Below are 25,173 nucleotides of genomic sequence, written 5' to 3'. Positions count from 1 at the left end.
ATATAATCCGCGCTTCGATTTTTGTTTAATCCATACTTTCGTACTTCTTATTTAGGTTCTTGAAATAGCCTAATAATTATCTGTCAGTACACGCTTAGGAATTAGTTCTTTGATATCTACCGCGAACATCACAATGCAATTTGGCGCAGAGCCGCTGTTTGAAAACATCTCTGCTAAATTTGGTAACGGCAACCGTTATGGTTTGATCGGCGCCAATGGTTGCGGCAAATCAACGTTCATGAAAATCCTAAGTGGCGCATTAACGCCAAGCTCGGGCAACGTTTCTATCACTCCAGGAGAGAAACTGGGTGTGCTAAGCCAAGATCAGTTCGCTTTCGAACAGTACAGCGTTATCGACGTAGTGATCATGGGCGACAGAAAACTGTGGGAAGTAAAACAAGAACGTGACCGCATTTACTCTTTGCCAGAAATGAGCGAAGACGACGGCATGAAAGTCGCAGAACTTGAAAGCGAATTCGCGGAAATGGATGGCTACACAGCAGAAAGCCGTGCTGGTGATATCCTAATTCAAGCGGGTATTGAAGAAGAGTTCCATTTCGGCTTGATGCAGCAAGTAGCTCCGGGTTGGAAACTGCGTGTGTTATTGGCACAAGCGTTGTTTGCAAACCCAGATATCTTGCTTCTTGATGAACCAACCAACAACTTGGACATTCACACGATCAACTGGCTTGCTGAAGAGCTAAACCAGCGTAAATGTACAATGATCATCATTTCGCACGATAGACACTTCCTGAACTCTGTGTGTACGCACATGGCAGATATCGACTACGGTGAGCTACGTGTTTACCCTGGTAACTACGAGTACTTCCTAGAAGCATCTGGCTTGATTCGTGAGCAGCTTCTAGCAAGCAACGCTAAGAAAGCGGCTGAAATCAGCGAGCTTCAAGATTTCGTAAACCGTTTTGGTGCTAACGCATCTAAAGCAAAACAAGCAAGCTCTCGTGCTAAGAAAATGGACAAAATCACGCTTGATGAAGTGAAATCATCGAGCCGTATGAGCCCATCTATTGATTTTGGCGAAGGTAAGAAACTGCACCGTCAAGCGCTTGAACTTCAAGACCTTGGTCACGGTTTCGATGGCGAAACATTGTTTGCTGGTGGTAACTTGTTGCTTGAAGCCGGTACTCGTCTTGCGGTTATCGGTGAGAACGGTGTGGGTAAAACCACGCTGCTACGTTGCCTAGTTCAAGAGCTAGAGCAAAACGAAGGCATCGTTAAATGGTCTGAAAACGCATCAGTAGGCTACTGCCCACAAGATAGCACTAAGGATTTTGATAACGACCTGAGCATCTTCGATTGGATCTCACAATGGCGCACAGTGAAGCACGATGACCTTATGGTACGTGGCATTCTAGGCCGTCTATTGTTCACTGCTGACGATGCGAACAAAAAAGCGCGTAACTGTTCTGGTGGTGAGAAGAACCGTCTGTTGTTCGGCAAGCTAATGATGCAAGACATCAACGTGCTGGTAATGGACGAACCAACGAACCACATGGACATGGAAGCAATCCAAGCCCTGAACGACGCGTTGAAGGTTTACACGGGCACGCTTATCTTCGTAAGTCATGACCGTGAGTTCGTTTCCTCACTAGCAACACACATCATTGATGTGAAAGACCAACAGCTAGTGAGCTTCCAAGGTACTTATGAAGAGTACTTAGACCACCAGAAAAAGATGCTGATGGTTAATTTATAAAGCAAGTCGCTGGCTCAGCTCGTGAACGACTAAAAGCCAGCGAAACTAACAAACAAAAAAGCCCCGAACATTAATATGTTCGGGGCTTTTCTATGTAATATGTTTAGCTATTTATTACTCAGTAACTAAACCTAAGCTTATCAATAAAATCTAGGTACGAAATCTAGATTAGAATCCGAATCGAGCTGACATTAAGATTTGGTGGCCGTATGTGCCGTTATTTCGCATATCAAGGCCAACAGAAAGTTGTTCAGTTGAATGGAAACGAGCACCGATACCAACAATAGAACGAGTGTCATCGTTGTCGATCAGTTGACCAAGGCGTGCGTTAACTTCAACGTTTGCCATTAACCAAGCTCTCAAGCCAATGTTGATTTCTGTTTTGATGTGGTTGTCGTCATTACGTTCAATGTTGTGCAGTAACATTTGGCCAGTAACGTCAGCAAATTGATTGATTGGGCCGTTGAACCCCATACCTACTGCTGCATCCCAATCACTTTCAAATTCTGAATCGATACGAGCAACAAAGTGAGAGTTCTGAGTGAACATTGTTGTGACTTCACCACCGAAAGTACTTGGGCTAGTACCCATGCGAAGCTCGAATGTGTTGTAGTTAAAGTTGTTTGCAGACGCAGAGAATGAACACAGTGCAGCGAGTCCTAAAAGGACAGTCTTATTCGTGCAACCTAGCATGGTGACTCCATATAAATTGTATTTTGCGGCAGTATAATACAAAAAAGCCTGCAATATGCAGGCCAATTATTTGAAGTCGGTATTTTTATATTAATCGCTTATAGAATCTGGATGTGGTCCACTTCGATTTCAGGTGTCTTACCACCTTCATATTCGCCGAAGATACGAACTTTTGTATCAGCGGTCAGTGGTTGTGCTAGGCGGATATCATCATCAAGTTCGATTTGAATTTCACTCTGGCCATCAGAGAAGACAAACGTGTCATTCTTAAGTTGACGAACGATCTTGCCATCCACAATTGCTTCTTGTTCTGCGAACATGCTTGTGTCGGCAAGTAGTGTCGCAACAGAAACGGTTTCAATCGGGCCAGTATAAGCAATAGCGCTTTCGTGCTTGTTGCTGTTGTGGTCACTAGCCATTGCGAAAGTAGGAGCAAGGATAATAGTAGATGCGATAGCTAATACAGTTTTTTTCATGGTGAATCCCTTAATGTTGTTTTTAGTAGAAACGTTTTTCTAAATTTGAAGCGTTTCTTTTCGTTAGTACGTTTTTTGTTGAGTCGCCTGTTATTGTTCACAAGCTTCGTTTCGATGAAGCTATTAAACAACACTGGGGTTGAATCCAGAGTGAGTAACACATTCATTTTCCATTCATTTTATTGAGCATCTACTCGGCAATGACGATAAGATGGAGACAGAGAGAGATTGCCCATAGCTATAAATTGAAAATTAAGAAATTAAAAAATTAAGGATTTAACTACAAATGCAAGCACCATTAAGTGCCCTTATGGTTCAAGGGACAACGTCAGATGCCGGGAAAAGTGTGTTGGTGGCAGGTTTATGCCGTGTTTTGGCAAGGAAAGGAATTAAAGTGGCACCTTTTAAGCCACAAAACATGGCGTTAAACAGTGCTGTGACAAAAGATGGTGGCGAAATTGGTCGCGCTCAAGCGGTTCAGGCGCAAGCTTGTAATATAGAGCCAACCGTTCACATGAACCCTGTATTGTTAAAGCCTAATTCAGATACCGGCGCGCAAGTGATTCTGCAAGGCCGAGCGCTGAGTAACATGGAAGCGACGGGCTATCATGATTACAAGAAAGTCGCGATGGATACGGTTATCGATTCGTTTGACCGACTTTCTGAAGAATATGAAAGCGTGATGATTGAAGGTGCGGGGAGCCCAGCCGAAATCAATCTTCGTGAAAATGATATCGCTAACATGGGATTTGCTGAGAAAGCGGACATCCCTGTGATCATCGTTGCTGATATTGACCGTGGTGGCGTTTTTGCGCACCTCTACGGCACATTAGCGCTGTTGTCTGAATCTGAACAAGCTCGCGTAAAAGGCTTTGTGATAAACCGTTTTAGAGGCGATATCGCACTGCTTCAATCTGGCCTAGATTGGCTAGAGGAAAAAACCGGCAAGCCAGTCATTGGTGTTTTGCCATATCTGCATGGTTTTAACTTAGAAGCGGAAGATGCCATTACCTCTGCTCAAGAGTCTGACGGAGAAGCTAAGCTTAAGGTGGTGGTGCCAGTGCTAACCCGAATCAGCAACCATACTGACTTTGACGCGTTAAGGCTGAATCCTTCGATTGATTTACGTTATGTTGGTAAAGGTGAACGTGTAAACAACGCTGATTTAATTATCTTGCCGGGTACAAAGTCGGTAAGAGCAGATTTGGATTACCTAAAACAACAAGGCTGGGATAAAGATATTCAACGCCACCTGCGCTTAGGCGGCAAAGTAATGGGTATCTGCGGCGGCTATCAAATGTTAGGTAACATTATTCACGATCCTGATGGCGTTGAAGGGGAACCCGGCAGCAGTGAAGGGTTAGGATATCTGGATACTGAAACGACCCTTACACAGCAGAAAACCTTAACCAGTGTACGCGGCACTATGACGTTGGATGGCAAAACAGCACAAGTAAAAGGGTATGAAATCCACGTAGGTAGGACTGATGTCAAAGAAACAGCCTTACCGGTTCAGTTAGAATCTGGCAGCCTAGATGGTGCTGTGAATCAAGATAACTCGATTTTTGGTACTTACCTGCACGGCGTATTCGATAACAGTGACGCGTTATCGCTGATTTGCGAATGGGCAGGAGCCAACGATGTGACCGCGATTGACCACGAACAGCTTAAAGAGCTGGGTATTAATCGAATCGCTGATGCCATCGAAGAGTACTTAAATCTAGACCTGCTCTGGCCAGAATTAACCGCTTAAGCCGCCATTTAGAAGTTAGCTAAAGAACCTAAACGAATAATAGATAAGTGATAACAATGAAAAAGCGAGTCTTCCTTTTAACCACGGCCTTAATTTCGGCATTGAGTTCTAGTCATCTTTTTGCTGCGGAAAAGCTACGAGTTTACGCTGCATCGTCGATGACCAATGCGGTTAATCTGTTGGTTGAAGAGTTTGAGAAAGACCATTCTGTCGATGTGATTCCTGTGTATGCGAGTACGTCGTCTTTGGTGCGACAGATCGAAAGAGGAGCACCAGCAGACATTTTTATCTCGGCAAATGAGAAATGGATGACGCATTTAGTCGACCGTAAATTGGTTTCTAGTGACAATGTCACAAATCTATGTGAAAACGAACTGGTGCTGATTTCCCCTAACGAGACATCGGTAACGTTAGACCTATCAAAAGGTGAACAATGGGCTGAACTGCTTACTAATGAAAGGCTTGCAGTGGGTAACACCATGTCGGTTCCTGCTGGTATCTATGCAAAAGAAGCGTTAGAAACGTTAGGTGTATGGGACGATGTGAAGACTCGATTGGCACCAAGCAACAACGTTCGTATGGCTTTAGCCTTAGTCGAGCGCAGTGAAGCTAAGCTTGGCATTGTCTACAACACGGATGCGTTGCTTTCTAAAGAAGTAAACCTAGTGTCGACGTTCCCATCAGAACTGCATACACCAATACGTTACCCTGTAGCGAAGTTGAGCGATAAAGTTGTGGCAGAAGAGTTCTATACTTTCCTAAAGAGCGAAAAAGCGAAAGACACCTTGAACAGTTTTGGATTTGAAGTGCGTTAAATGATGTATTTATCGGAATACGAATACCAAGCCTTAATGCTGAGCTTAAAAGTCGCTGGGTTTGCCATCTTATGGCTTATTCCTATCGGTATTGGTTTAGCGTGGCTGCTTGCTAAGAAACAATTTGTAGGCAAAAGCATTGTAGAGAGCATTGTCCATTTACCCTTGGTACTTCCACCAGTGGTCATCGGCTATTTACTGCTAGTGATGATGGGCAGGCAAGGCATCATCGGCTCGTGGCTTAATGACGTGTTTGGTATTGTGTTTAGCTTTAGCTGGAAGGGCGCAGCACTCGCTTGCGTGGTTGTGGCGCTGCCATTGATGGTTCGCTCTATTAGATTGAGCCTAGAAACCGTAGACAGTAAACTTGAAGAGGCCGCTGCAACATTAGGTGCGTCACCTCTTCGTGTATTTTTCACGATCACTTTGCCCTTGATGATCCCTGGGATCATTACCGGCACTATGCTTTCATTTGCAAGAAGCCTAGGGGAGTTTGGCGCGACCATCAGCTTCGTTTCAAATATTCCAGGTGAAACTCAAACCATTCCATTGGCTATGTATACCTTTATTGAAACCCCTGGTGCGGAAATGGAAGCCGCGCGTTTGTGTGTTATTTCTATTGTGATAGCTCTGGGTTCATTGATGCTATCCGAGTGGCTTAACAAAAAGTCCGCACAACGCTTGGGAGGCAATGCATGAGTGCTCTTATCCTCCAATATCAGCAACAACTTGGCGAAACCTTCTTTGATATCGATTTGGAATTACCAAGTAGCGGTATTACGGCAATCTTCGGTCGTTCTGGTGCGGGTAAAACCTCACTCATCAATGCGATCAGTGGCCTTAAACAGCCCGATAAAGGTTTGATCAGCGTATCTGGTACGACACTGTTCGATAGTGAAAATGGCATTAATTTGCCGACTCACAAACGCAACGTCGGTTATGTGTTCCAAGAGTCGCGATTGTTCCCACATATGAAGGTGGCGGCGAACCTTAAATACGGCATGAAAAGCGTCGATAAAGCGCACTTTGAGCAAATAGTCTCGCTGCTGTCTTTGGGTTCATTGCTTGACCGATACCCAGCTCGTTTGTCTGGCGGTGAGAAGCAACGTGTGGCGATTGGCCGCGCGTTGTTATCCAAGCCGAGCATTTTGTTGATGGATGAGCCTTTAGCGTCTCTCGACTTGCCTCGTAAGCGCGAAGTGATGCCATTTCTGGAAAACTTAGCCGAAACAGTCCAAATCCCGATCATCTATGTCACTCATAGCCTCAATGAAATCTTACGCTTGGCAAATCACCTTGTGATTATTGACCAAGGCAAAGTGATTTCATCGGGTGTGACGGAAGAGGTGTGGGCATCGAGAGCTATGCAACCTTGGCAATCTTTTTCAGAGCAAAGCTCGTTGTTTGAAGCGAAATTAGCTGAACACAATGACGATTATGCGCTGTCTCGCCTGATGTTAGGAAAGTCGACGTCGTTATGGGTTCAGAAAGTATCGAGTGAGCTTGGTACGACAGTGAGGCTACAAGTTAGGGCAAATGACGTTTCTATCACGCTAGAACAGCCGAAAGGGACTTCGATACGTAACATCCTTCCTGTCACTATTAAAAGCGTAGAGACGCACCAGCAAGGCACAAATAAGCAGAGTGTCGCTGTCGAGCTAGAGTTAGAGTCCGGGTGTTACCTATGGGCAACCATTACTTTGTGGGCGCTGGATGAATTGAACCTAGAAATCGGGCAGCGTGTTTACGCTCAAATTAAAGGTGTGAGTGTCGCTCAAAGAGATATCGCGGTAACGCATTAAACCTGAGAAGGTCTGCTTTTCAATATTGTCGCGATACTGCCGGTTCTAGGTTCTGAAAATACGATCTTGATTCCATGAATGGAGACATGCGTCATTTTTATACGGTATAACTGCCAGTTTTGCGCCACACTGTATGAGTGTTAAAGCATATTGTTTGTCGAATAATATGAACGTTCGCAACAGGAACATACAGACTTAACGATCGAACTACAGAAAATAGCGGATATAAAAAAGCCGCGTGTTTAAAGCAACATGCGGCTTAATCTTAAGTATTACTGTTAGCGCTCTGCCTAGATTTAGGCGACTAGCGACTTACTTAGTAAAAACTTCTTTGAAATCACGCTTCAAGATAGCATCACGACGAGCTTTCTTGATTTGTTTAACCATGTCTTTTACACAGTTGTGTAGAACTTGGTCTAGCAGTTGAGCACGGTACTCTTCTTTTTCTTCGTCAGTCATGTCTTCTGGAAGTTTAAGAGTAGGGAACTCTTCCATCACGTTAACACCAGCGAAAGCTTGGCTAACTGAGATTAGAGCGTGGAACTGCTCGAAGTTGTCTAAAACATTTTGTGCGCTTGCTGGAAGGCTGTCCCAAGCTTCGCGTACTGCTTCTTCAGACACTTCGTGAATAGAAGTAACCATAAAGTGCATCTCTTTTGGCACGCCATCAAATTCGATAACTTGACGAAGTTCTGGTGAGATGGTGGTTAAATCGATTTCTTGTTGTTCGTTGTTTGTAGCGTCTGACATAGTATTTCTCTTTAAAAAGAAACAATGCTAAAAAGATCTGTAAAAAAGTCAATATAATATAGAGATTAGGGCATGATTTAAGCCCAAATTTGAGCTACTTTGAATATTCAACACTAGATAAAGGTGATGTGATGATAGAAAAGGGATCTTCGATGCGCATATTGCTGGTTGATGACGTTCAACTAGATAGGATGCAACTTGCTATCCGACTCAAGCAACTGGGTCATATTGTAGAAGCTGTTGGTAGCGGAAAAGAAGCCCTGAGTGTTTATTCTGATTTTGATCCTGAACTCGTGTTACTTGATATCAGCATGCCAGAGATGGATGGTTTTGAAGTGGCTAATGAGGTTCGAAGCCGATTCCCAGAATGGGTTCCGATCATCTTTCTTAGTGGTCACGAAGAACCTGAGATGATCGCAAAAGCGATTGACGCTGGTGGCGATGATTACCTGATAAAGCCAGTAAACAAAGTTGTTTTGAATTCTAAGCTGATTGCGATGCAACGTATCGCTCACATGAGACGAGAGCTAAAACAAAGCACAGCCAAACTCGAAGAACTGAACATCCTTCTGCAGCAACAAGCCAACGAAGATGGCCTAACCAAATTGTATAACCGTCGATATATGGATACTAAGCTTGAAGAGAGCATAGCGTGGCACGGAAGACGTAATATATCCATGACAGTCATACTTCTAGATGTAGACTTCTTTAAGCCTTACAACGATAATTATGGACATATTCAAGGGGATAAGTGCTTACAAGGGCTTGCTAATACCTTGAAACAGCTGTTTGTTCGTGCGGGTGAATTTGTCGGTCGTTATGGCGGTGAAGAGTTTGTTCTGATTCTTAGCGATACAGACAGTGAAGGCGGTAAGGTACACGCGACTCGAGTTAAAGAGGCATTGCATGAGATGAACTACGCTCATGACCACTCAACGGTATCGGATAGAGTGACAGCGTCACAAGGTGTGTTGTCATTTGTGCCAGAAGGTGGCGAATCTATTGCGTCTATTTACGAAAAGGTCGATCAAGCGCTTTATCAAGCGAAGCAAAGTGGTAGAAATACCTTCGTACAACGCAACATTTTGGAGCTTGCTCGTTAGTTGGCGAGCTCTTTTAGATATTTGAATTTATAATCCTAGTAGCGTTTGAGCTCGGAAGTGTTTTAAGTGATAAGCGACATGCCACAATCAAAGTCATTTTCTATGGCTCATTCATGTTGGACACTGGTTGTCCCTGTACTTTGTTTAGCTACTTCTACTACGGTTTCATCTAACGTGTTATCAGATGCGTTTAGAAAGGAGCTAGAGCAGCGTTTTGCCACCAGTGTATTGCTCAACGACACAGATGTTTTCACATTTGGTATCAATAACTTTGATCCCAATAAAGTATTTAGTTTGGACAATGAAGACATCGGTTCGAATGATTCGGTAAGTCGTCGACAAAACATCACCTCCCTCAGTTTGCCTTACACATTTGAACTACCAAGTTACATTGAAGACAACCATCAAGAGGTGACGCTGCGTTTGTCGGCATTGCGGATCGAGAACGATGTTGAGTACGCTGCAGCAAACAGAAACGATTTTCAAAAAGAGTCGGTAGTGTCTGGCTACGTTGAATTCGCGAATGTGTCCCAGTTAGATGAATATTGGAGCTTCAGCTCTGCAATCGGTAACCACATCTCTTACTACCGCAATGATTATGAATATCGCGCTTCGTTGCTAAAGCCTATTCAAGACCAACTGGATGGCGTATATCTCAATACTGATGCTTGGGCTTACATCATCGAGCCTAAAATCAAGCTGATGTACGAAGATAAGAATGACTGGGGAAAGTATAAATTGAGCACCAGTTGGCATTACTTTAATGGCATCGGCTGGGGCGAGGCGAACAATGGCAATGTCGGTCACCCAGAAGGGTGGTATATCGCCAATGAAGCCATGGTTTTCTATGATCTCGTGCGTTGGGATAAGAACATCACATCGATGTACTCGAGTATAAGACGAATTGATATTGGTGGTGACACGGTGGCCTCTATGGGTACCACATCTTACTACGAGGGCAGTGTTGGCTGGTTACTTAACCCAAACCTGTTTAATGAGTGGGTCGATAACGTGGGAATTGGTTTTACGATTAACTACGGAAGTAGCTTAAAAGGTGGCAGCTTGGTTATCTTCTTCAACCAAGATTAAGCTCTCTTTATCCAGTTGAGCTAATACTGCCTCAACTAATTGAGGCTTGTTGTACTTGAAAGAGATAGTTATTGAAGCAGAGTGCTATTAACGTCTTAAGCTATTTAGATCTCTAGCACTCAATATCTTTCGCTATCAACCATTGTTAACGGTCAACACACAGTTTGTTTCGACCTGTTTCTTTCGCTTTATACAGCGCTTGGTCAGCAAGCTTCAACACCTCTTCAGGATGTCTGGTGGTTGTACTATCAGACAATCCAATACTCACCGTCACATTCACCACTTCCGATGGTTTGCCGTTCTTACCACGCTTTTTCATACCTACTTCATGATCGTCAGGGCGCTCATGGCTATTACGAATCGTCATGTCGTAGTTTTGAACCTCGGAAATCAGAGCTTGAAGATGCTCTTTAACTTGTTCCGAATGTTTGCCTTTGAAGATAATCGTGAACTCTTCTCCACCATAGCGATAAGCTTTAGCGCCGCCTGTGGTTTCCCTCAGAATGCGCGCCACCAGTTTTAACACATCGTCGCCAACGTCATGTCCGTAGGTGTCGTTAAATTGCTTAAAGTGATCGATATCAACCATCGCCATCGAATACTTACGCCCCAAGTGCTTCATATCGACTTCCAAGGCGTGTCGACCTGGAATGTTAGTCAGTTGGTCATTAAAGGCCATATCATGACTAGCAGACATCACATAGACGATGATCAGTGTGCCTGACAGCGAGAACATGGTGCTCGAGATGTACTGAATATCGAAGAATATGAACGTACAAGAAGAAAGCAGGATAGCGCTATAAACCACAACATCGATAGAGCGGTTATACACCAACACGAGAATGGCAGTAAGGCCAAGCAAGCAAAGGCTATACAGCACTAAAACCAAAGGCAGTTTGGAGAGGTCTCTGACAATAAACAGAAGACCATCACTCCATGATTCAAAACCGCCGGCATGGAAGTGAGAGACGATCAATTGTGCCCACACCATAAACAGAACAAGAACGATGGCGTATAGCAGCATCGACTTTGAGTTTACGCCGTTATCAGGGAAGGCATAAACAAGTAAGCAAGTGACCGGTACTAATGCCGCAAGTAACGAGAGCTCTAATAGTGTTGTGCCGGTATTGAGAGGTGTTTGTAAGCGAACTTGGATGATCAGATAAGCCACAAGCATGGTCACCGATACCATCGCCATTCGACCTTGTCTGAATGTGTGGCATAGCAGAACCGCAACGCTCAATAAAATGTAAGGGAGGTTGCTAGCAAACCCTAAATTTGAGTCCGTTACGAGGATGACGTTGTCCATACCAACGAGCAAAATTGTTAACAGGACTAAAGGGAAGCAAAATCGAAACATGCTCGACGTTACAAAAGATGATGCCATTTATGTGGTGAGCCTAACTATATTGATGATCTTATTATTTAATACTATGCGTAGGATACGGTTAAACAAGCGATTGCCAAGCTTTTTGCCTAAATTAGAGCAAAAACATAGTCATAGGTCGCTATTGGTGCAATCATTTTTATATGTATTTGAGTTGCTATTAACCTTAGAACGAACTACACAGTATATATGAGAAATTAATTAGTCGTTATAGATACTTAACAAAATCTGCTCTGCTGCTCTTACGTTGGCGCTGTCACCTAAAGGACTTGATGATCACTTATCATTGAGCGACCTTATCATTAAGCGACGTAAGATCTGTAATGAAGTCAGAGTAAGATTAAATAACGCCTTAGATTCAACTATGGACAGTAAAACCTATAACTGAATTATAGAAAGCTATTAGGAACTGCATGGTTTCAAGTAACTTTAGAAACGACTGCGACTAGAAAAAACCGCTACAAATGGAGGTGTGGTATGCAAATTAGTGTTGATGTACATAACTATATGGAAACTCTGGTAGGTCATGTACTGGCTACCGAGGAATATGTGTCTAGTTATACCAACGAACAGTTGGCCGATCTCGCTTGCTTGGCTTTAGGTCAGCTAAAACCTATCTATATTCGTTTTGATATCGATTTTCTGTCAGCATTGCCAGAAGACAAATTGGTGCTCTATAAACGCAATAGTGAGATCGCAGTCAAAAATGCAGAAAGTATGATTATTGACGATCGAAGACGTGAACGTGACGACAATGTGCCTGTTATATTTAGTCAACACAATTTTGACGATGACGTAGAATTGCAATGGTATGAAAAGCCGTTGTTGAACCGTAAACAGTCATGATAGTTTAGGGTGAATACGGTCATTTAAGGAGTAAAAAACGTGGGATTCTTTTCTAGATTATTTGGTGGCAAAGAAAAAACCGAACAAAAAGTAGAGATTGAGCCAGTCGAATATAAGGGTTTCAATATCTATCAAGATGCCATTGCAGAATCTGGTCAATACCGTGTTGCTGGGCGAATCGAGAAAGAATTCGATGGTGAAATCAAAACTCACCGTTTTATTCGTTCAGATGTTGTTTCAAACAAACAAGATGCCGATGAATTGATGCTCAAAAAATCGCAGATGTTCATCGACCAAATGGGCGACAATATATTTAGCTAACCAATTAGGGTTAGAATTGATGTTGGTCATAATTTAGAGAGCTTTCAGTGTATATGCTGAAAGCTCTTTTTAGTTTTAGGGATAAAGAACAGCTAGTAGGTTGTTATTAAAAGGATTATTTGCAAGTGGTTTGACCTCTTCGTTCGAGACGGTCGTCATTTATCCAAATGAAGCGCTCAAATTCCATCCAAATCGTTATAAGTAATAACTTTTCCTGTTCTTTGAACAAAACGCTTGAAGTATTAGTTGTCGTTAGATACAAACGAATAAGTCATTCGTGCCAATAGTCAAGGAATAGCTATGCAAATTGGTGTACCAAGAGAAACGCTCGCAGGTGAAACGCGAGTCGCTGCTTCGCCGAAATCGGTAGAACAGCTTCTAAAATTAGGGTTTGAAGTTTGTGTTGAATCACAAGCAGGTGCGTTAGCAAGTTTTGAAGATGCAGCTTATGAACAAGCTGGAGCAAAAGTTGTCACCGCAGGTGAAGCTTGGAAATCCGATATTATCTTTAAAGTTAACGCTCCGATCGTTGACGAGTCTAAAAATGAAATCGATCTTCTTAAAGATGGCGCAACATTGGTCAGCTTTATTTGGCCTGCTCAAAATCCAGAGTTAATGGAACAATTGTCCAGTCGTAACATCAACGTGATGGCGATGGATTCTGTACCACGAATTTCAAGAGCTCAGGCGTTAGATGCATTGAGTTCTATGGCAAACATCGCGGGTTACCGTGCTGTTGTTGAAGCGGCGCATGAATTTGGTCGATTCTTCACGGGTCAGATTACGGCTGCGGGTAAAGTTCCACCAGCAAAAGTACTGGTTGCTGGTGCTGGTGTTGCTGGCCTAGCGGCAATTGGCGCTGCGGGTAGCTTAGGTGCGATCGTTCGTTCATTCGATGTTCGTCCTGAAGTTAAAGAACAAGTTGAGTCGATGGGCGCTGAATTCTTGGAAGTGGATTTCAAGGAAGATACCAGTGCTGGTGACGGCTACGCAAAAGAGATGTCTGACGCATTCAATAAGAAAGCGGAAGAACTTTATGCAGCTCAAGCAAAAGACGTCGATATCATCATTACAACGGCCCTGATTCCAGGTCGCCCGGCTCCGAAGCTGATTACCAAAGAGATGGTAGACAGCATGAGTGCAGGCAGTGTTATTGTAGACCTTGCGGCGGCCAATGGCGGTAACTGTGAATACACGGTTGCGGATCAAGTGATTACAACGGCTAATGGCGTGAAGGTGGTTGGTTACACTGATATGGTTGGCCGACTGCCGACTCAATCATCTCAACTGTATGCAACGAACCTAGTTAACCTTTTGAAACTGCTTTGCAAAGAGAAAGATGGCAACATCAATATCGACTTTGAAGATGTTGTTCTGCGTGGTGTTACTGTCGTTAAAGAGGGCGAGGTCACTTGGCCAGCTCCACCGATTCAAGTTTCAGCTCAACCACAACAAGCTAAGCCAAAAGCGGCCAAACCAGAGCCTAAAGTTGAAGAACCTGTTTCTCCAATTAAGAAAGCGGCAGGCATGGCAATTGCTGTTGGTGCATTCGCTTGGGTAGCTTCGGTTGCTCCAGCTGCGTTCTTATCTCATTTTACCGTTTTTGTTCTCGCTTGTGTGGTGGGTTATTACGTAGTTTGGAATGTAAGCCATTCTCTGCATACGCCTTTGATGTCCGTGACTAACGCGATTTCAGGCATCATTGTAGTAGGTGCACTGTTACAGATCGGACAAGGAAGTGGCGTCGTCACGTTCTTATCATTTATTGCCGTATTAATTGCAAGTATCAATATCTTTGGTGGCTTTACCGTGACCAAACGTATGCTTGAAATGTTCCGTAAAGACTAAGGAGTAACAGATGTCTGAAGGATTAGTACAAGCAGCTTATATTGTTGCTGCTGTATTCTTTATTATGAGCTTGGCTGGGTTATCGAAACAGGAATCTGCACGTGCAGGTAACTATTACGGTATCACGGGTATGGCGATTGCGTTGATCGCAACGATCTTTGGCCCTCACTCTGCAGGTATTGTATGGATCATCATTGCTATGGTGATCGGTGGTGGTATTGGTATCCACTACGCAAGAAAAGTAGAAATGACTGAGATGCCTGAGCTGGTGGCAATTCTGCATAGCTTCGTAGGTATGGCGGCGGTACTTGTGGGTTACAACAGCTATATTGATCCACCTGCTGCTGTTTCTATCAACCCTGCAGATATTCATGCAGAGCACGTTATCCACCTAGTGGAAGTGTTCCTTGGCGTGTTTATCGGTGCGGTGACGTTCACGGGTTCTATTGTTGCGTTTGGTAAACTTCGCGGCGTTATCTCTTCGTCTGCATTGAACATCCCTCATAAGCACAAGTGGAACCTAGCGGCTATCGTTGCTTCTACATTGCTAATGATTATGTTCGTTAAAGCGGACGGCAGCATGTTCGCGCTTATGGTGATGACACTTATCGCATTCGCATTCGGTTACCACCTAGTGGCATCGATTGGCGGTGCAGATATGCCAGTGGTTGTCTCTATGCTTAACTCGTACTCTGGTTGGGCAGCAGCCGCGGCAGGTTTCATGCTTGCAAATGATTTGCTTATCGTAACTGGTGCATTGGTTGGTTCGTCGGGTGCGATTCTGTCTTACATCATGTGTAAGGCGATGAACCGCTCTTTCATCAGCGTTATTGCTGGTGGATTCGGCCAAGAAGTGGTTGTGTCTGATGGCGATGAAGAGCAGGGTGAACACCGCGAAACATCAGCTGAAGATGTGGCTGATATGCTGAAAAACTCAAAGTCAGTAATCATCACTCCTGGATACGGCATGGCAGTAGCTCAAGCACAATACCCAGTACATGAAATCACTGAGAAACTACGAGCGCAGGGCATTAATGTTCGATTTGGTATCCACCCAGTTGCTGGTAGGTTACCGGGTCACATGAACGTACTGCTTGCTGAAGCTAAAGTGCCTTACGATATCGTTCTGGAAATGGACGAAATCAACGATGACTTCGATGAGACAGATACTGTATTGGTTATCGGTGCGAATGACACCGTAAACCCTGCAGCACTTGAAGATCCAAACAGCCCAATTGCTGGTATGCCAGTACTTGAAGTTTGGAACGCTCAGAATGTTATCGTATTCAAACGTTCGATGAATACAGGTTACGCAGGTGTGCAAAACCCACTGTTCTTCAAAGAGAACACGCAGATGCTGTTTGGCGATGCTAAAAAGAGTTGTCTAAGCATCTTAGAGCATCTATAGAAAGTGCCTCTAAGCAATCTGTAATAACTCGATAAGGAGCTCATTTGAGCTCCTTTTTTTATCTTACGAATGCGATTCTATGTGTGAGCTCAGTTGCTACCAAGTTGACGAAGCTTATGCAAAACTTATCGCAATTGAGGTTGGGCTGGTCAATCAGTCTACTAGTACGTCTGTACAGTATGGCCGTAATATATCGGACTTTATCTCTGTAACTCGCCATTCTCACTGTTTTTCATGCGGTTAAAAATTTATCTTTGATAGCGAATGGTATATATTTGGTTGATCTATATGAATTTGCGTTGGTTTGTGATCATCAAAAGAACATTTACTCTTCTTATCGCTACGTTGTCTGTGTCTGCAAACGCATTTGCTGACTCTTTACCTGAGCGTATCGATAATTTCACCAAACTCTTTGATCATGAAACGGCAATCGAATCTTACGATATTCGAGTGCTACAGGCTGATTATCCAACACGTTTGATCATGCCGTCTTCTATGCTGCCACAAACAGCAGAGTATCCATTAAAAGACATCCAGCGCTTATACCAGTTATCAAAAACCTGTAGCGGCAAACTGCCATTAAGCCCGTTGATTACTGAGCCTTTAGTTTTTACTCGTGCAATGTGTAAAGGGACCAAGCTTTCTGACCGTTGGTTTAGCCGCAGTGGTTTAATTCACCCTGGTGGTGGTTCTTATGCTGCACGATACGTTGAGAAGTACCCAGAAAAGTTCGACTCTCTAAAGCGCTTCATGCATATTCAAGAGCGACCAAATACCGAACATGACGAACTGCTGTCTCGCTTGCAACAAATGGATAGCGAAGCCATCACCGCGCTACTAGCGGGGGCGAGTATGTTTGTTGAGCTCGATGAGATGTGGGTAAAACGCGGCGACAGATATTACCTGTATAAAGAATCAGTCTGGAATGAAAACGCCACGCTTGCTGGGTTATCGTTTAGCTTGTCTTCAGAAGGCAACAGCTGTTTTGTCCAGCGCGGTAACGTGTGTTGGGAAATAGAAGATCATTCAGAGCTTCTGCAAGTTGCCATGTTTATCTTGGTGATTGCCAACATCATGCTTGTCTTAGGTTGGGCGATTTACCGCTGGAACAGTAAGAAACAAGAGATGAAGAGTCGCATGCTGGTTCTTCAAATCCTAACGCACGAATTAAGAACGCCGATTGCGAGTTTGTCATTGACGGTGGAAGGGTTCAGACGTGAGTTCGAACACTTACCAGAATCGGTATATGATGAGTTCCGTAGGCTGTGTGAAGATACACGCCGTTTAAGACAGTTGGCGGAAGCAAGTAAAGATTACCTGCAATCAGATAACCAACCGCTCGCAACAGAGTGGGTGCCAAGTGTTGAAGAGTGGCTCCAATACAAAGTTGAAGAAGACTTTGCGCCGGGGATTGAACTCCGTGTAAACAAAGATATAGCTGCAAAAGTGAACGTATATTGGTTAGGAACGTGCATCGATAACCTAATCAGAAATGCCGTGAAATACGGTGTGGCTCCAGTAATTCTAGAACTGAATACTTCTGACAAGAAGCTGACATTCAAAGTTATAGATAATGGAGACTTGTCTCGCAAAGATTGGGGGCAACTAAGAAAGCCATTCGTAAGTAAGAGTGGACTCGGTTTAGGTCTGACGATAGTGGAATCTATGGTTGGAAAAATGGGCGGTCACATGACGCTTATCGGCCCCCCAACAACATTTATTTTGGAGATACCTTGTGAAACAGACATTGCTTCTCGTTGAAGATGATAAAAATTTAGCTGACGGTTTATTAGTTAGCCTTGAGCAAGCTGGATATGAATGTTTGCATGCAGAACTGATCTCTGAAGTTGAAGGCTACTGGGAACAAGCGGATCTAGTGATTCTAGACCGTCAACTTCCTGATGGCGACTCAGTAGATTCACTTCCAGGTTGGAAGAAAAAGAAAGATATCCCAGTTATTTTGCTAACGGCTCTCGTGACAGTAAAAGACAAAGTAGCGGGCCTAGATTCAGGTGCAAACGACTACTTAACAAAGCCATTCGCAGAGGCTGAGCTATTTGCTCGAATTCGTGCTCAGCTTCGCCTGCCAGATTCTGAAGAACAAGATGCATCAAAAGTGATCGCTCAGAATCTTGTTATCGATAAAGCGACACGAGAAGTGTTTTTCAATGAACAGGAAGTAACGTTAACGCGCACTGAATTTGACCTTCTACTGTTCTTGGCAAGTAACCTTGGACGTGTGTTTACACGTGATGAATTGCTTGACCATGTATGGGGTTACAACCATTTCCCAACGACACGTACGGTTGACACGCACGTTCTGCAACTAAGACAGAAACTGCCGGGTCTAGAAATTGAAACGCTGCGTGGCGTTGGTTACAAGATGAAAGCGTAATGAAAAAAGCCTTACTTCCACTATTACTGTTTTCTTGCGTAGTGAACACCGCGCAAGCAGCGGATTGGTTTAAGAGTAGTGATGCTCTGACTCAAGTTCATAAACATCTGTTAGATAATGACTTACCTCAGATGTTTGATTCATTAGTGGAAGTTTGGCAAATCAACTCTTCTCAGTCGCGAGAAGATCACCTCAATGAACTGTTCGATCAGGCATTGAATAAAGATTGTGGTAAAACCCTCACAAGAAAAACACTGCCAGATTGGATCAGTTCAGTCGTCGTTAAACGACACGTTATTCAAAGCCCCGGCAGAGATACATTTCGTGTCGCAATTAATGTTGAGTCCAAAAATGATATTAAAGACATTACCTTCGAAAAATGGGTCGATAAGGTTGTGTCATCTGATAGTGAGTTCACCAAAGAAAATGAAGTCGTAAATAACGCAGCGGTGAGCCTATTCCAAAAGCGTTACAATTTAGCGTCTCAACTTGAATCGGGTCTGTATCGTTTAAGTGTGAAAGGCGATGGTGGAAATTCTTGGAGTACTTGGATTATCCTTGGTGAAGTTGCAATGCGTCAGCAAGTTCGCTGGTCTTCAAAAGACACCTGGCGAATCGATAAAAAAGAACTTCTGAACCCTTATTGTCCGCTCCCTAAACTCGACATCGGTTTGTACGATTATGTCGATGAACACTATGAACAGGTGTGGGGCAAGAGCTACGAATCTGATTATCCAATGAACCTCATTGGCGAAGAACTTCCCAATGATCGTTATGTTTTGGCGGTTTCAATGGTACATTCACGCTGGCAAGGTGACATAGCGATAGAACAAGCACAAACTATCAGTAAAACTTATGATATTTCTAGCGAAGAAGAGTTAAAGTAATTTAAAATTGTGCCGTTAACTATGTAAGGGATCTAACAAAGATAAACGGCATGAAAAAAACTACAAAACTACTCGCAGCGTCAATTGCATTCGCCAGTCTTCCTCTTTCAGCAGCAAACTACGCCATTGAAGCGCGTGGTGATGCGATGGGTGGTGTTGGTGTTGTTTCAGCAAACTTCCTAACAGCTCCATTCTATAACCCAGCACTTGTTGCGATTTATCGTCGTAATGATGACATGGGAATGATCACGCCAAGTTTCGGCGGTAACTATAATGACCCTGACGATATGAAATCAAATATCGATGCCGTGCTTGATGCATCCGGTAGCGGTATTACGGATGGCTTGAAGAAGCTTGATGGTAATCAAGCTAACGTTGAGTTAGGTGGCGTTGTTGCTTTTGCATTGCCAAATCAGTTTGTTGCGGCCAACCTTTTTGCTAAAGCTTACACGGAATCTTTCGCAACTCCTGACGTACATACTGGTGGTACAGAACAGCAGCAGCTTGAACTGTCCACCGTCGAGGCGGTTTCTATTGGGGTAGCCGAAGTCGGCCTCTCTCTTGCTAAATACCAAACTTTCATGGGCCAACATATCTCATTTGGTATCACACCAAAGATTCAGCGAATTTACACATACAATTATGTGGCGTCGGTGAAAGATTACGATCTGTCTGACGTACGAGAAAACAGCAATGGTGAAACTGCGTTCAACATGGATGCTGGTGCACTCTGGTTCTTCGGTCCATTCCGAGTGGGTGTAGCTGCGACTAATTTGATCTCAAGAGACATTGAGACGAAAGACACAACTCAGTTATTAACAAGCGGCTCTCAAAGTAACCTTGTTGGCGGTAAATACACTTACCAACTAGAGCCGGTTTACACAGTGGGTGCAGGTATCGTATCGGACTACTTTTCTTTTAGTGTTGATTACGACCTAAACGAGACTGAGAAATTTACTTCGTTCGATGACAACGAACAGATGATTCGTGTTGGTACTGAAGTCGACCTGTTACGTCAGCTTAAGCTAAGGGGAGGGTATTACAAGAACCTGGCTTACTCTGATTCAGAAGGAACAGTGACAGCTGGTATTGGTATCTCGCCATTGAACTTGTTTCAGCTAGATCTAAGTGCGAACTACACAAACGAAAATGCAATGGGTGCATCAATCAATTTCCTTGCTAGTTACTAACAGTCCTTATATAGTTCTGCTCCTAAATAAAGGAGCAGAACATGCTAAACGACTTACCAACCCTTTCTCACGAAGAGCAACAGAAAGCTGTTGAACGAATTCAAGAAATGATGACCCAAGGCATCAGCACAGCACAAGCTATCAAAATCGTTGCTGAGCAAATTCGTGAAGAAATGAGCAATAAAGAAGAGTAGGGCATCAGCCCTTCTTTTTTAACGCCTTAGTGCACTATAACTAAATATATTACCCTCTGGTATATTATCTCGTACATACCTACTCTTTAGTTACCCTAAATTCCGACCTGCCCAAAACTATTAAATACTGCTTATTCAATAAGTTACGTCAGAGTAATTAACTTTTCAGGCTTTTCTTGGCCTTAGGTTGTAATTAAATTACAGCAAGATCTGAAAGTAAAACAACCGTCACTTTAGGTGTCAGCATTCTTGTCGCTATAGCTAAGTCACTAAATATATGGCGTTTTTTAAGGCTAGTGACGTTGTGACTTGTATTTTTAACGGATGAGAATCCATGAATGTTCAGAAGAAGAGTTCATCGAAGAACAGGGCGAGACAAGCCACAGCGGTAATGTCCAAAATAAGCTTCGTTGCCACATATGTGCTTTACAGAATAAATATTTAGGTAGCTTACGAGGCGTAAAGGAGTTGTGTAGAAGTCGATTAAGGAACGACGCGTATCAATTTGAGAATGCTAATGATGGCGGTATTACTGATAGTGTGTGTGCGAATCGATTAGAATTCTGATGAGAGAGCAAAGCTTATGGGCTTGTTTAGTCAGCCGTTAAAAGTGTAATTGCTGACTAAATAGAGAGTAGATATCAACAGGGTATTGATGCGTGTTGATAGAGCGTTGAATATTGTGCTGCAGACAAGTCTCGTGAGGCTTAGTCCAACGTAACGACTCGGTTTCGTCCGTTATCTTTAGCTTGATAGAGTGCCTTGTCTGCACGCTTAATGGCTGAACGAATCGATTCATTCTGTGTAAGTTGAGTAAAACCAACGGATGCGGTGATGTTAAGCCCTTTGGGCCAAGTGGTTTCGTCCATTGAAGAGTAGAGTTGAGCAATAGTCTCGTTACACTGTAGCGTTGTTTGTTCTATGCAAACTAACAAGAACTCCTCGCCGCCCCAACGATACAATAAGTATTGCTCACCAAGGTTGTCGATCACCGTTGAGACAAACAGAATAAGAACTTGATCACCGGTTTCATGACCGTATTGGTCATTTACATGCTTAAAATGGTCCAAATCAAACAGTGCTATGTGGATTGTCTTTCCTTGTTGTGCAAGACGCTCAAAATCATAAAAGGTATCTAATGCTTCGGTTCTGTTACGACAGCCAGTTAGAGGGTCGGTAGTCGCCTTTATCTTTAACTCTTCGATTTCTTGGGCTAACAAATGCTGTTGGTTTACTGAAAACATTCTCGCTCGTCTAGCTACGTATGACGCCCCACAGACATAGCAGACCGCGTAGATTACCCATAAGCTAATTAAGATCTTCCATAGCATAACCTTGTTCATAATCTTACCGTGGAAAACAATGCTCTCGACTGTCAGAGTATGGTGGCCATTGAGCGTGCTAGCTCCCAGCCCCAATTCAACTGAAACAGCGTTAGTAATATCCACCGCGCTGTTGTTTATCGGGTGGTTGTAGTAGTCAATCCACCATAAAGGGACATTGAAGTAATCTAAATCGATATGTTTTCTATCGGGCAATGAGAAGTCTAAGCGATTGAACTTGTTAGAAATAGGGTCGCCTTGGACGCTGTAGCTGTCGTCTTGGTTACGTATGTAGAATCGAAACCGTGGATCCTCTTGACCTTCATATTCCATATTGATGGTGACAGAATCAAATGTGGAGAGATCTAAGCCTTTACCTTCAGTAGAGAGAACAAATTCAACCTCACAGAAAGGTGAACTATAGGTACGATTAAAGTCACACTGTAACTCAATTTTGTCTTTTGACTTGTATAACGACCCTATGGTGCCGCCATCATGGTCTCTGTCCGTGTTTACGCGTGTTGGGTATCTGTCTGGTGTGATGATGTAGTTCTTATCCATAATGGTATGGAAAGAGATCAGCGACAGCACGGTCATTGCCAGGCAAAAAACAGAGAAGAAGATGTTGAGTTGTCTGAATGCTTTGTCGCTCATAATATATTTCGTACGTAAACCTGTAACATTATGCGTGATGGAGTATGCTGGCGCAACTAGGGATTCGATTTTGGATCTTATCGTTTGGTCAACAAACCAAATACCTGTAGTTGTTCACCAAAAAATATGCGCCCGGCGATCGATATATGCCTTAATAGCGTTGTTTTTGTTCGGTATTTATACGAGAGGTGACGTTTTTTAGGGGTTAATAATTTAACTGTATAAATATACAGTTATTGTTTGGATTCTTGATTCTTGATTCTTGATTCTGTGTTCCATAGGACCAAGCTTTAGCTGTACAGCTAGCTACAGTGTCACTTTATTTGTTGACTACATGTGTCGATAAACCATTAAACGCTTTATAAGCTTTCTAATCTCAGGCGGTAACACCATTGCGACTTTAAAAGCGGGCATATCAGCTAGAGAAAACAGGTAAAGCAAAACAAGTTTCAAGCAACTCTTAGGTTTATTACCAAAGCTACCTAAATCCAATTGAACGTAATTTCAGGGTAAACCGTGATTATGGATCCCCCAAGTATCGGTGTTGTGTACCAGCAATAAGTGTAATGAATCTATGCAAACATGTTTGCGCTTGTTTGGCATGGCGTTTCAAACAGTATGGGAAAGCCATTGCCGTTTAATAATCTCGCTAAACACAAAGTACTAACTCTAGAGAGAATCGTTAAGAAGGTTTGAAAAGTGTGTGTGCGAATCTACGTAAGACACACGAACTTTATTAGCTGATGGATTTAAACGAAAGCTCAGCATGTACAGTTGATAAGAAACATTGGTCGCGTGTGTGAAATCTGAAAAAGAAACAACAGCGATGCTCACAAGAATTACACACAGCACAGCGAACCATTAGTACAAACAGAGGAGTGGCAAGATAAGTTAAACCAGATGGACAAAGTTTCTCGTCAATTAGATTTGTTGAATGAAGATCGAATTGTGTAGACGCCGGCCGCACATATAATTATTTGATTTCAAATGCGCTAAGAAAACTCTGAACGGCGCAATAAGCGTGAGAGTCAGTCGGAACAAGGGTTTTAAGGACAAAAGATGAGAATACTACCTTTAGAATTAACTACACGTGTGTCAATCCCACTTTAAAATGTCCTCATTTGTCCCAAATAGAAATGTCCCCTTGTTAGGTCTTTCGACTGGAAGCTTTGAATGGTTCGGTGAGGACAGGGTTGATGGCTCGAGGCGCTGTTTGAAGGGCTCTTTGTTGTGCACGGCGCTTGGGGGCTTTCTTACTGCGGGTTCGTTGCTGTTGTTGTTCGAATTCTTCTTGTTGTTGCTGAGCAAATTTTAAAACTTGGCCGAGGCGTTTGTTGTCGACGATTTGGGTTTGTTGAACGTGCTCGAGTTTGTCGAAGGTTTTGAATTCGAGTTTTCGATGCCCGTATTGGATGGCGATTTCACCGTTTGGGTAGTCGAGTATCTTGACATGTTCGTGCGCTAGTCGGCTGTTTTCTTCAGTAGGTTCAATGAGATAAATCACTTTATCGTATTGAAATGTCAGCGACTTTGAGAGCTTGCGGGTTTCTTGCCAACTGAAAATATCGTCGAGTTCTTGCTTGGACTCTCGAACCGGGCGATGCATGTCTTTTGGGTATTGAGCGGGCTTAGCAAAGCGATGGTTAAAATCGGCGATGAAGTAGGGAAGCCAGGCGTTGGCTTGTTCGATGGTGTCGATACCTTGTAAGCGCATCTCTTTAACCAGTCGGTCTTGCAGCGTGAGGTTGGCTCGCTCAACGCGGCCTTTGGCTTGGGAGCTGTTGGCACAGATGAGTTCTATGGCCAGTTCTTTCAGCACGCGCCCGTATTGAGTTTGGCCAACTTGTTTGTGTTTCTCCTGATTCACTCGAAAAATTGAGTGCTTGTCACTGTAAAATGCGATGGGTTTACCGTGCTCATTGAGGTATTCACGCGTGGTCAACATGTAGTCAAATGCGGATTCTGTCTCGCTGAATCTTAGGTTCATCAAACGGCCAGTCGCATCATCAATGAACACCAATAGGCAGCATTTGTCGCTGCGGCCTTCAAACCAGTCATGATGGGAGCCGTCAATTTGGATAAGTTCACCCAAGCAATCACGACGGTAACGAGGCTGATAGACTCGAGGTTTGCGTTGTGAATGTGGAAGCCACAGTCCGTCGGCGATCATCCATTGACGGAGTGTTTCTTTAGAGACGGATAGATTGTGTCGTTCAGTCAGTTTTTCCAGAGCGAACGTTGGTGAGAAGTCAGAGTAATGCTCACGGATAAGTTTCAGTATTTCAATTCTGAAATGTTCTGAGTAGCGTCGATTACTTGGGCGTCCACGCGCTGCGTGTGTAAGACTTTGAGCACCAAGAGAGACCAGTTTGTTCACCAAACGTCGGATATGGCGCGCAGACAGATTCAAAATTATAGCGGCGTCAACTTGGCGTAGTCGTTTTTCACGTACGTCAGTAAGCACCTTGAATCGATGAATATCTTTTTCACTCATAGTAATAAGCATCCGGATAACTCCTAAGC

General features: G+C 43.5%; 22 protein-coding genes. 16 read left to right on the top strand and 6 right to left on the bottom strand.

What is annotated here, in order from left to right:
• Window positions 1–109: 109 nt before the first annotated feature.
• Entirely contained in the window at window positions 110–1,717 is a 1,608-nt protein-coding gene (locus tag OCV20_RS19370) for an ABC-F family ATPase (protein WP_081090187.1), read from the top strand.
• Between the two features lie 168 nt (window positions 1,718–1,885).
• On the opposite strand, the gene OCV20_RS19365 is transcribed toward OCV20_RS19370, so the two are convergent.
• Together OCV20_RS19365 and OCV20_RS19360 are read right to left on the bottom strand one after the other, a co-directional pair.
• On the bottom strand, window positions 1,886–2,410 hold the full coding sequence (locus OCV20_RS19365; protein WP_086775707.1) for a hypothetical protein: 525 nt from the start codon (window positions 2,408–2,410) through the stop codon (window positions 1,886–1,888).
• 98 nt (window positions 2,411–2,508) lie between these two features.
• Window positions 2,509–2,886: a YgiW/YdeI family stress tolerance OB fold protein gene (locus OCV20_RS19360; RefSeq protein WP_017060114.1), complete on the bottom strand. Its 378-nt coding sequence runs from the start codon at window positions 2,884–2,886 to the stop codon at window positions 2,509–2,511.
• A 286-nt stretch (window positions 2,887–3,172) separates the two neighbouring features.
• On the opposite strand from OCV20_RS19360, the gene OCV20_RS19355 reads away from it, so the two are divergent.
• The 4 genes from OCV20_RS19355 to modC are packed head-to-tail and all read left to right on the top strand — an operon-like array spanning window position 3,173 to window position 7,256.
• Window positions 3,173–4,639 (top strand): cobyric acid synthase, encoded by a 1,467-nt coding sequence (locus tag OCV20_RS19355; protein WP_086775708.1) that lies wholly within the window; start codon window positions 3,173–3,175, stop codon window positions 4,637–4,639.
• Window positions 4,640–4,695: 56 nt separating this feature from the next.
• The gene (modA, locus tag OCV20_RS19350; protein WP_086775709.1) at window positions 4,696–5,454 is read left to right on the top strand and encodes a molybdate ABC transporter substrate-binding protein; all 759 of its coding nucleotides are present in this window, start codon (window positions 4,696–4,698) and stop codon (window positions 5,452–5,454) included.
• The gene (gene modB, locus OCV20_RS19345) at window positions 5,455–6,153 is read left to right on the top strand and encodes a molybdate ABC transporter permease subunit (RefSeq protein WP_019822703.1); all 699 of its coding nucleotides are present in this window, start codon (window positions 5,455–5,457) and stop codon (window positions 6,151–6,153) included.
• Window positions 6,150–7,256 carry a molybdenum ABC transporter ATP-binding protein ModC gene (modC, locus tag OCV20_RS19340; protein ID WP_086775710.1) on the top strand — a complete coding sequence of 369 codons (1,107 nt, stop codon included), beginning with the start codon at window positions 6,150–6,152 and terminating at the stop codon, window positions 7,254–7,256. Before modB ends, modC begins: the two co-directional genes overlap by 4 nt.
• Before the next feature lie 312 nt (window positions 7,257–7,568).
• Here modC and OCV20_RS19335 read toward each other — a convergent pair whose 3' ends face one another.
• Window positions 7,569–8,006 carry a DUF3069 domain-containing protein gene (locus OCV20_RS19335; RefSeq protein WP_017069091.1) on the bottom strand — a complete coding sequence of 146 codons (438 nt, stop codon included), beginning with the start codon at window positions 8,004–8,006 and terminating at the stop codon, window positions 7,569–7,571.
• Between the two features lie 131 nt (window positions 8,007–8,137).
• Here OCV20_RS19335 and OCV20_RS19330 point away from each other — a divergent pair, with 131 nt between their 5' ends.
• The gene (locus OCV20_RS19330; RefSeq protein WP_202910154.1) at window positions 8,138–9,109 is read left to right on the top strand and encodes a diguanylate cyclase; all 972 of its coding nucleotides are present in this window, start codon (window positions 8,138–8,140) and stop codon (window positions 9,107–9,109) included.
• A gap of 78 nt (window positions 9,110–9,187) precedes the next feature.
• Complete coding sequence (locus OCV20_RS19325) at window positions 9,188–10,198, top strand: Solitary outer membrane autotransporter beta-barrel domain (RefSeq protein ID WP_086775712.1); 1,011 nt, start codon at window positions 9,188–9,190, stop codon at window positions 10,196–10,198.
• 145 nt (window positions 10,199–10,343) lie between these two features.
• Here OCV20_RS19325 and OCV20_RS19320 read toward each other — a convergent pair whose 3' ends face one another.
• Window positions 10,344–11,585, bottom strand: coding sequence for a GGDEF domain-containing protein (locus OCV20_RS19320; protein ID WP_086775713.1), 1,242 nt, complete (start codon window positions 11,583–11,585; stop codon window positions 10,344–10,346).
• A gap of 477 nt (window positions 11,586–12,062) precedes the next feature.
• On the opposite strand from OCV20_RS19320, the gene OCV20_RS19315 reads away from it, so the two are divergent.
• From OCV20_RS19315 to OCV20_RS19275, 9 genes are all read left to right on the top strand, one after another.
• Window positions 12,063–12,431 carry a late competence development ComFB family protein gene (locus OCV20_RS19315; RefSeq protein WP_017060104.1) on the top strand — a complete coding sequence of 123 codons (369 nt, stop codon included), beginning with the start codon at window positions 12,063–12,065 and terminating at the stop codon, window positions 12,429–12,431.
• A 39-nt stretch (window positions 12,432–12,470) separates the two neighbouring features.
• Window positions 12,471–12,752: an HlyU family transcriptional regulator gene (locus OCV20_RS19310; RefSeq protein WP_004731023.1), complete on the top strand. Its 282-nt coding sequence runs from the start codon at window positions 12,471–12,473 to the stop codon at window positions 12,750–12,752.
• A 300-nt stretch (window positions 12,753–13,052) separates the two neighbouring features.
• The gene (gene pntA, locus OCV20_RS19305) at window positions 13,053–14,600 is read left to right on the top strand and encodes a Re/Si-specific NAD(P)(+) transhydrogenase subunit alpha (RefSeq protein WP_086775714.1); all 1,548 of its coding nucleotides are present in this window, start codon (window positions 13,053–13,055) and stop codon (window positions 14,598–14,600) included.
• Window positions 14,601–14,610: 10 nt separating this feature from the next.
• A complete protein-coding gene (pntB, locus tag OCV20_RS19300; RefSeq protein ID WP_050647148.1) occupies window positions 14,611–16,008 on the top strand; it encodes a Re/Si-specific NAD(P)(+) transhydrogenase subunit beta in 1,398 nt (465 codons plus the stop codon).
• 288 nt (window positions 16,009–16,296) lie between these two features.
• Window positions 16,297–17,769, top strand: a complete 1,473-nt coding sequence (vxrA, locus tag OCV20_RS19295) for a sensor histidine kinase VxrA (protein WP_048608294.1) — start codon at window positions 16,297–16,299, stop codon at window positions 17,767–17,769.
• Entirely contained in the window at window positions 17,744–18,403 is a 660-nt protein-coding gene (gene vxrB / locus OCV20_RS19290) for a response regulator transcription factor VxrB (protein WP_017060099.1), read from the top strand. The genes vxrA and vxrB overlap by 26 nt, the downstream gene beginning before the upstream one ends.
• Window positions 18,403–19,290: a DUF2861 family protein gene (locus OCV20_RS19285; protein ID WP_086775715.1), complete on the top strand. Its 888-nt coding sequence runs from the start codon at window positions 18,403–18,405 to the stop codon at window positions 19,288–19,290. Before vxrB ends, OCV20_RS19285 begins: the two co-directional genes overlap by 1 nt.
• Window positions 19,291–19,340: 50 nt before the next feature.
• Window positions 19,341–20,480, top strand: a complete 1,140-nt coding sequence (locus OCV20_RS19280; protein ID WP_086775716.1) for a conjugal transfer protein TraF — start codon at window positions 19,341–19,343, stop codon at window positions 20,478–20,480.
• Between the two features lie 41 nt (window positions 20,481–20,521).
• Window positions 20,522–20,674 carry a YoaH family protein gene (locus OCV20_RS19275; RefSeq protein WP_004731009.1) on the top strand — a complete coding sequence of 51 codons (153 nt, stop codon included), beginning with the start codon at window positions 20,522–20,524 and terminating at the stop codon, window positions 20,672–20,674.
• 707 nt (window positions 20,675–21,381) lie between these two features.
• On the opposite strand, the gene OCV20_RS19270 is transcribed toward OCV20_RS19275, so the two are convergent.
• The gene (locus tag OCV20_RS19270) at window positions 21,382–22,650 is read right to left on the bottom strand and encodes a GGDEF domain-containing protein (protein ID WP_086775717.1); all 1,269 of its coding nucleotides are present in this window, start codon (window positions 22,648–22,650) and stop codon (window positions 21,382–21,384) included.
• A 1,147-nt stretch (window positions 22,651–23,797) separates the two neighbouring features.
• A complete protein-coding gene (locus tag OCV20_RS19265; RefSeq protein ID WP_108721727.1) occupies window positions 23,798–25,144 on the bottom strand; it encodes an ISNCY family transposase in 1,347 nt (448 codons plus the stop codon).
• Window positions 25,145–25,173 lie beyond the last annotated feature (29 nt).

The organism is Vibrio coralliirubri (genome assembly GCF_024347375.1).
GTDB lineage: Bacteria > Pseudomonadota > Gammaproteobacteria > Enterobacterales > Vibrionaceae > Vibrio > Vibrio coralliirubri.
This window is presented reverse-complemented; position numbering and strand designations above follow the sequence as displayed.

Coding starts and splice junctions, on each gene's coding strand:
- OCV20_RS19360 (WP_017060114.1), bottom strand. CDS start 2,886: ATGAAAAAAACTGTATTAGCTATCGCATCTACTATTATCCTTGCTCCT.
- OCV20_RS19320 (WP_086775713.1), bottom strand. CDS start 11,585: ATGGCATCATCTTTTGTAACGTCGAGCATGTTTCGATTTTGCTTCCCT.
- modC (WP_086775710.1), top strand. CDS start 6,150: ATGAGTGCTCTTATCCTCCAATATCAGCAACAACTTGGCGAAACCTTC.
- OCV20_RS19275 (WP_004731009.1), top strand. CDS start 20,522: ATGCTAAACGACTTACCAACCCTTTCTCACGAAGAGCAACAGAAAGCT.
- OCV20_RS19265 (WP_108721727.1), bottom strand. CDS start 25,144: ATGAGTGAAAAAGATATTCATCGATTCAAGGTGCTTACTGACGTACGT.
- OCV20_RS19270 (WP_086775717.1), bottom strand. CDS start 22,650: ATGAGCGACAAAGCATTCAGACAACTCAACATCTTCTTCTCTGTTTTT.
- modA (WP_086775709.1), top strand. CDS start 4,696: ATGAAAAAGCGAGTCTTCCTTTTAACCACGGCCTTAATTTCGGCATTG.
- OCV20_RS19330 (WP_202910154.1), top strand. CDS start 8,138: ATGATAGAAAAGGGATCTTCGATGCGCATATTGCTGGTTGATGACGTT.
- OCV20_RS19365 (WP_086775707.1), bottom strand. CDS start 2,410: ATGCTAGGTTGCACGAATAAGACTGTCCTTTTAGGACTCGCTGCACTG.
- OCV20_RS19355 (WP_086775708.1), top strand. CDS start 3,173: ATGCAAGCACCATTAAGTGCCCTTATGGTTCAAGGGACAACGTCAGAT.
- pntA (WP_086775714.1), top strand. CDS start 13,053: ATGCAAATTGGTGTACCAAGAGAAACGCTCGCAGGTGAAACGCGAGTC.
- vxrA (WP_048608294.1), top strand. CDS start 16,297: ATGAATTTGCGTTGGTTTGTGATCATCAAAAGAACATTTACTCTTCTT.
- OCV20_RS19325 (WP_086775712.1), top strand. CDS start 9,188: ATGCCACAATCAAAGTCATTTTCTATGGCTCATTCATGTTGGACACTG.
- OCV20_RS19280 (WP_086775716.1), top strand. CDS start 19,341: ATGAAAAAAACTACAAAACTACTCGCAGCGTCAATTGCATTCGCCAGT.
- OCV20_RS19285 (WP_086775715.1), top strand. CDS start 18,403: ATGAAAAAAGCCTTACTTCCACTATTACTGTTTTCTTGCGTAGTGAAC.
- pntB (WP_050647148.1), top strand. CDS start 14,611: ATGTCTGAAGGATTAGTACAAGCAGCTTATATTGTTGCTGCTGTATTC.
- modB (WP_019822703.1), top strand. CDS start 5,455: ATGATGTATTTATCGGAATACGAATACCAAGCCTTAATGCTGAGCTTA.
- OCV20_RS19315 (WP_017060104.1), top strand. CDS start 12,063: ATGCAAATTAGTGTTGATGTACATAACTATATGGAAACTCTGGTAGGT.
- OCV20_RS19335 (WP_017069091.1), bottom strand. CDS start 8,006: ATGTCAGACGCTACAAACAACGAACAACAAGAAATCGATTTAACCACC.